5 protein-coding genes are annotated in these 6,784 nt (G+C 41.0%); 4 read left to right on the top strand and 1 reads right to left on the bottom strand.

The window, feature by feature from the left end:
- The first annotated feature begins 324 nt into the window (after positions 1-324).
- From PN499_RS23840 to PN499_RS23825, 4 genes are all read left to right on the top strand, one after another.
- A complete protein-coding gene (locus PN499_RS23840; RefSeq protein WP_272035235.1) occupies positions 325-1,560 on the top strand; it encodes an ABC transporter substrate-binding protein in 1,236 nt (411 codons plus the stop codon).
- A gap of 52 nt (positions 1,561-1,612) precedes the next feature.
- On the top strand, positions 1,613-2,821 hold the full coding sequence (locus tag PN499_RS23835) for a DUF2252 domain-containing protein (RefSeq protein ID WP_272035234.1): 1,209 nt from the start codon (positions 1,613-1,615) through the stop codon (positions 2,819-2,821).
- A 10-nt stretch (positions 2,822-2,831) separates the two neighbouring features.
- Positions 2,832-3,782, top strand: a complete 951-nt coding sequence (locus PN499_RS23830; RefSeq protein ID WP_272035233.1) for a branched-chain amino acid ABC transporter permease — start codon at positions 2,832-2,834, stop codon at positions 3,780-3,782.
- A gap of 79 nt (positions 3,783-3,861) precedes the next feature.
- A complete protein-coding gene (locus tag PN499_RS23825; protein WP_272035232.1) occupies positions 3,862-4,800 on the top strand; it encodes a branched-chain amino acid ABC transporter permease in 939 nt (312 codons plus the stop codon).
- Between the two features lie 47 nt (positions 4,801-4,847).
- On the opposite strand, the gene PN499_RS23820 is transcribed toward PN499_RS23825, so the two are convergent.
- Positions 4,848-6,719 (bottom strand): serine/threonine-protein kinase, encoded by a 1,872-nt coding sequence (locus tag PN499_RS23820; RefSeq protein WP_272035231.1) that lies wholly within the window; start codon positions 6,717-6,719, stop codon positions 4,848-4,850.
- Positions 6,720-6,784 lie beyond the last annotated feature (65 nt).

Raw genomic sequence — 6,784 nt, 5'->3', positions numbered from 1 at the left:
CTTCGTGCTTTCAAACTATTGATTTTTCTAGGTTCGGGGCGCTTCGGGTCAGTTGCCTTTCCTTCTGGCGCTTTATTAATCTAACCCGACTGCCAAGGAATGTCAAGCGTTTTGGCAAAGTTTTTTTGACTTTTTTTTGAGCGTTGCTATGCAAGGGTTCTACCTGCTGAGCTGGCTGGGATTTAAATAACTAATCTCTGCCTTTGTGCTTTTTTCCCTTTTTACCAATCTCATCCTTTATTCTGATCTTGGTTCTGATCTTGGTTTGAACCCCTAGCTAGGTAAAATATGGCGACATACATATATGTGTTTTACCTAGAGCTTATGAAAAAGCCTGCTGTTCATCCCTTCACTTTGTTTGCTAGCTGTGCTTCGCTGCTGATTGCCTGTGGTCAAGCGAACACAAGCTCAACATCCACAACGTCTCCCACAACTTCAACCTCCCCTGCTTCACCTGTGGCGGCTTCAGCCATTCCCATCGGGATTGGGGTGGCACAAACCAGCAACGTTGCTTTACTCGGTCAGGAGGAAGTTGCTGGGGCGAAAATTGCAGAAAAATATTTCAATGACAGGGGTGGGATTGATGGGACTCCAATTAAATTGGTGTTCCAAGACACGGGAGGGGATGAACAGGGTGCAATCAACGCTTTTCAAACTCTGATCAATCAGGATAAAGTTGTGGGTATTGTTGGCCCTACCCTTTCCCAGCAAGCTTTTAGTGCCGATCCAATTGCCGATCGCGCCAAGGTACCAGTATTAGCCCCCTCTAACACAGCCAAAGGCATTCCAGAAATTGGTGAATATATAGCTCGCGTCTCGGCACCTGTGGCGGTGGTAGCCCCCAATGCGATCGCAGCGGCCCTTAAGCAAAATCCCAACATTAAAAAAGTGGCTGTGTTTTTTGCTCAGAATGATGCTTTTAGTAAATCTGAGACTGAAACTTTTCAGAAAACTGTCAAAGATAAGGGGCTAGAATTGACAACGGTGCAAAAATTTTTAACTACTGATACTGACTTTCAATCCCAAGCAACTAATGCTATTAACGTGCAACCAGATTTGATTATTATTTCTGGGTTGGCAGCAGATGGTGGTAACTTAATTAAACAGTTGCGAGAACTTGGTTATAAAGGGATTATCATTGGTGGTAATGGTTTAAATACTTCCAATGTATTGTCAGTATGTAAAGCACTGTGCGATGGGGTTTTGATTGCCCAAGCCTATAGCCCTGAGCATGAAAATGAAGTTAACAAAGCGTTCCGGGAGGCTTATCGTAGCCAATTTAAGAAAGAACCTCCTCAATTTAGTGCTCAAGCTTTCACGGGAGTTCAGGTTTTTGTTGAGGCATTAAAAGCCGTAAATGCTAAATCCAAGATTACTGCTCAGCCCTTGGCCGATTTGCGTACTAATTTGAATTCGCAATTGTTGATTGGGAAGTATGACACGCCTTTGGGTGAAATTTCTTTCACGCCTCAAGGAGAAATCAATCAGAAAGCATTTTACGTAGCACAGATTAAAATGGATGCAGATGGAGTTAATGGGAAATTTGTATTTTTGAAGTAAGCAAATTTTTGAAATAAGTAAAGAGAGAGTAAGCAATCAAGGAACACAAATCATGACTGATAGGGTACTAGAACGAATCAAGGAATTTAATCAAGGACGCAACCCAGAGCGGTTATTGTTGAAATACAAAGCAATGGCTTCTAATAGTTTTGTCTTTTTTCGTGGAACTTGTCATTTATTCTACGAAGATTGGCCTTTAAGTTCCCCGCTGAATGATGCGCCGCCTGTCTGGATATGTGGTGATTTGCATCTAGAAAATTTTGGCAGCTACAAGGGTGATAATCGGCTAGTCTATTTCGATATCAATGATTTTGATGAAGGGGCTTTAGCTCCTGCTACTTGGGAAATAACTCGTTTTCTTACTAGCATTTTAGTCGGTGCGGATACGCTAGGAGTAAATCAATCGGAAGCAATTAGTTTGTGTCATTGCTTTCTAAAGGCTTATACTGATGCTTTGGCATTAGGAACTGCTCGTACTGTAGAAGCGGCGACGGCTGAGGGGATGGTTGCAGATTTATTAGAGAGTTTGAAACTACGCCGTCGTAAAGATTTTTTGGATCGGCGGACGGAAGAGAAAAAAGGCAAACGCCGTTTTATTATTGATAATAAACGCACGGCTGCTGTATCTTCAGATGAGCGATTATCGCTTGAATCTTTGGTGAAAAATTGGGCAGCTAAGCAGAAAAATCCCGCTTTTTTTGAGGTGTTGGATGTGGGAGTACGAATTGCTGGAACTGGCAGTTTAGGAGTAAAGCGCTATGTAATTTTAGTTGAAGGGAAAGGTTCTCCTGACGATAACTATTTGCTCGATATTAAACAAGCACTCCCATCTTCTCTTACTCACTATTTAAAGTTGCCACAGCCTAAATGGGTTAATGAAGCTGAAAGAATTGTTAGTATCCAAAAGCGGATGGAAGCTATGCCGCAATCTTGGGTTTCTCCAGTAGAAATGGAGGGCGAATTATTTGTTTTGCGGGGGTTACAGCCTACTCAAGATAAGGTGAGTTTGGATCAATGGAATGGGAAGTTAGGGCGGTTAGAAAAGGTGCTGAAAACGATGGGGGAAATAACAGCTTGGAATCAGTTACGCAGTAGTGGTCGTCAAGGATCTGCGATCGCAGATGAGCTAATTTATTGGGCGGAAAATGCTGCTCAATGGCAGACTTATTTGTTGGATTATGCTCAAGCATATTTTAACACAGTAGAAGCAAATTATCAAGAATTTTCTGCGGCAATTGTTGAAGAAAAGTCTCCGCTGTAAAAGAGGGAATGTGGACATCACTCAATTTATTCAACAATTTCTCAATGGTTTATCGATTGGCAGCGTGTATGCTATTTTTGCTTTGGGCTACACGCTAGTTTTTTCTATTCTGGGAATCATTAATTTTGCTCACGGTGCTGTATTTACGTTAGGTGCCTATTTCACCTATACGCTAATGGGGGGAACTTTTGGTTTTAATGGGTTGCTGGCGAATGCTAAAGGGCCTGTGCAATTGCCTTTTTTTGGAGCGTTAATTATTGGCAGCACGCTAGCTGGTTTGGTTGGAGTTACGATCGAAAGGATTGCTTTTAGACCACTACGCCAACGACAATCAGACCCGTTATTGACGGTGGTTTCTAGTTTAGGGGTGGCTGTTGCGATCGCGAATATCATTCAATATCTGGTTGGAGCGGAAATTTACACATTTCCTGCTAACACTTATGGGAATTTACCTGCGGCAATTAACTTTGGAACATTGGATAAACCAATTCCAATTCGCACTGTTCAGGTGGTAATTTTTGGAGTGTCTATAGTGATTGTAGCTATCTTAACTTACCTGATAAACTTTACTAAGTTTGGTAAGGCGATGCAAGCTGTAGCTGAAGATGATACTACAGCTAGTTTATTAGGTATTGACACTGATAGGTATATTGTCTTGACATTTTTTGTGAGCAGTTTTTTGGCGGGTTTGGCGGGAACTTTAGTGGGTTCTAGCGTGAGTATTGCAGGGCCATACTTTGGGATTGTTTTTGGTTTGAAGGGTTTAGCAGTAATTGTACTTGGGGGATTGGGGAGTATTCCTGGGGCGGTTTTAGGAGGTTTTGTAATTGGGTTAGTGGAGGCTTTTGTACCTGCGGATTTTTCTGCTTATAAGGATGCTGCGGCTTTTGCTATATTGTTTGTTATGCTTTTGGTGAGGCCACAGGGTTTGTTAGGGCGGCGATTTATTCAGAAGGTTTAGAGAAGGAAGAACGAATTTTAACAAAATTACCGATCGACAACTAACTACTAACCACTAACCACTAACAATTACATTATAAATGGCTAATTTTTTTGCTACTTACGGGTTTTTAATTGTTTCAATGCTGTTAGGGGCGATGCTTGGATTGTCGCTTTATTTGCCGCTAATGACTGGGCAATTATCTTTAGCTAGTCCTGGTTTTTATGCTTTGGGTGGTTATATTGCGGCAATTCTTTCTACTACGGTATTTAAGCAAACAGGCAATTTATTTCCTTTGCCGTTCCTGCTGTTGGAAATGTTAATTGCCGGAATTGTTAGTGGTTTATTGGGGATTGTTGTAGGGGTTCCCGCGTTGCGATTGCGGGGAATTTATTTAGCAATTGCGACGATTGCTTTTGTAGAAATTCTACGGGTTTTATCGCTAAATTTGGATATCACTGGGGGCGCGGTGGGGATTTTTGGGATTCCTCAACCTTTTAGTACGCCGATTGAGTATTTATGGATTGCTTTACCTTTAATGTTGGTAAGTATGGCGCTTCTTTATCGCCTTGAACGTATCCGTGTAGGCCGTGCTTTTGCGGCTATTCGTGCTGATGAATTGGTAGCTGATGCGATTGGGATTAATCCAACTTTTTATAAGGTTTTAGCTTTTACTTTGGGTGCGATTTTGGCGGGGGTTGTGGGTGCAGTTAGTGCTCACTTTCTGAATACTTGGAATGCTCGTCAAGGTACTTTTGATGCTAGTATTATTTATTTAACGTCGGTGTTAATTGGTGGGAATAGAACGTTTTTAGGCCCGGTGTTGGGGGGGATGGTGTTTACGGCTTTGCCGGAGGTTTTGAGGGCACTTGCGGCTACGGCGGGTTTACCGATTTGGTTGGCGCAATTTTTGCGGGATGGGCGGTTAATTATTTTTGGGTTGTTGATTGTTTTGGGAACGATATTTTTTCCTCAAGGTTTGGTTACGCCGGAGTTGTTTAAAAGGTGGAGGAGGGGCGATAGCGCTGTTGAGAAGTAAATTTTTGAGATGGGCTACTTCTGTTTCTAGTTGGGTAACTCTTTCTTCTATCCCTCACACCGCCAAAGTTTGATCGTCTTATCACTACTACCACTAGCTAAATATTCCCCATCAGGACTAAAAGCCACAGAATAAACTGAATTAGAATGACCAGTCAAATTACAAACTTCTTGACCATCTTTCACGCGCCAAATCTTGATAACTTGATTACTACTACTCGCTAAAAACTCTCCATCGGGGTTAAAAGCTATAGAATCAATATACCAAGAATGCCCACCAATTGTCAAAACTTCTTGCCAATCTTTTACCCACCAAATCTTAATAGTATTATCGTGGCTACCACTGGCAAAAAACTCGCCATTAGGACTAAAAGCCACGCAGCGCACGCAATCTTTATGGCTAGCAATAGTGCGAATTAGCTTCCCATCTTTCACCTGCCAAATTTTAATAGTTTTATCCCAACTGCTACTAGCAATTAACTCCCCATCGGGACTAAAAGCGACAGAATAAACTAAATTAGTATGGCCAGTTAAAGTACGTATTTCTTGACCATCTTTCACTCGCCAAATCTTGACAGTTCTATCCCAGCTACTACTAGCAATTAACTTCCCATCAAGGCTAAAAGCTACAGAGTAAACTGCATTGGTATGACCTGTAAATCGCCTAATTTCTACGCCGTTATTAACTTGCCAAAGTCTAATGGTTTTGTCGTGGCTACTACTAACAATATTTTTACCGTCAGGACTAAAAGTAACACAGTAAACTGAGTTATTGTGCCCATTAAGAGTGCAGATTTTTTGCCCATTTTTTAATTGCCAAAGCTTGATTGTCTTGTCATCGCTACCACTAGCAATAATATCTTCATCAGGACTAAAGGCAACAGAATAAACTAAGTTTTTATGACCGATGAGGGTGTGAGTACATTTCCACTTCTGTATTTTAGGCTGAGATTCAGGAATAATTTTATCTTCTGTAATTTGTTTATGAATTACTTGGGAATTAATAATTACTTGTGGATTATTTAACTTGAATGCGGCTTGAGGATTCAAGGCTTTTAATACTTCTGCGGCGGATTGATAGCGACGATTAGTAGCATTTTCAATCATTTTATCAAGAACATTACCCAATTCCTCGGTGACTGCATTATTTACTAAATATTGTCGCCATATCCAAGTATTTTCACCCGGATCGAAAAGATCGAACGGAGAAACTTGGGTTAACAAATAAATACAAGTTACTCCTAAACTATATAAATCACTAGCAAAAACTGTCTTACCTCTTGCTTGTTCGGGGGCAATATATTCGGGGCTGCCAATACTCGTTCCTGTTTTCAATAAGGCTGTACCTGTGGCAAATTTAGCTGCACCAAAATCGACTAAAACTAATTCTCCATTTTGGCGACAAATAATATTTTCTGGCTTAATATCTCGATGAATAACATTATGGCTATGGATAAAATGAAGTAGAGGTACTAAACTATTTAGTAAGTCGCGAATCTGAGTCTCGTTGAATGTTCCTTGTATTTGTATAACTTGAGCTAAATTATAGCCGTCGATAAATTCCTGTACTAAATACTGGCGATTGTTTTGAGTAGTATAGGCGAGGAGTTCTGGGATTTGAGAATGTTTTCCTAATTCATCAAGACGTTTTGATTCTTGTTCAAATAGTTCTGAGGCTTTCTGGGAATTATTTCCCCTAACGTGGTTTTCTACTGGTAAAAACTGTTTGATTACGCAGCGAGGTTTAGATGGTTTGTCTTCGTCAATTGCTAAGAATGTTCTGCCAAAACCGCCTTGTCCAATGGGTTTAATGACGCGATATCGGTCTTTGAGGAGCAGTTTTGAACGACAGGTTTGGCAAAGCTTGACTTTACTGGGATTTTGTGGTTTCTGGCAATCAGGATTTAAACAGTAACTCATGGAATTGTTGATTATATTTTACGTTGTAACGCCGCCCTCTGGGCGGTCTAAATACCGCCCAGAGG

This window comes from Kamptonema animale CS-326 (assembly GCF_028330895.1).
Taxonomy (GTDB): Bacteria; Cyanobacteriota; Cyanobacteriia; order Cyanobacteriales; family Microcoleaceae; genus Kamptonema; species Kamptonema formosum.
Note: the sequence above shows the minus strand (reverse complement) of the source record. Positions and strands in the feature narration are given on the sequence as shown.

Bases quoted from the DNA above. Each gene is read 5' to 3' on its own strand.
- PN499_RS23840 (WP_272035235.1), top strand. From the start codon at position 325: ATGAAAAAGCCTGCTGTTCATCCCTTCACTTTGTTTGCTAGCTGTGCT.
- PN499_RS23835 (WP_272035234.1), top strand. From the start codon at position 1,613: ATGACTGATAGGGTACTAGAACGAATCAAGGAATTTAATCAAGGACGC.
- PN499_RS23825 (WP_272035232.1), top strand. From the start codon at position 3,862: ATGGCTAATTTTTTTGCTACTTACGGGTTTTTAATTGTTTCAATGCTG.
- PN499_RS23820 (WP_272035231.1), bottom strand. From the start codon at position 6,719: ATGAGTTACTGTTTAAATCCTGATTGCCAGAAACCACAAAATCCCAGT.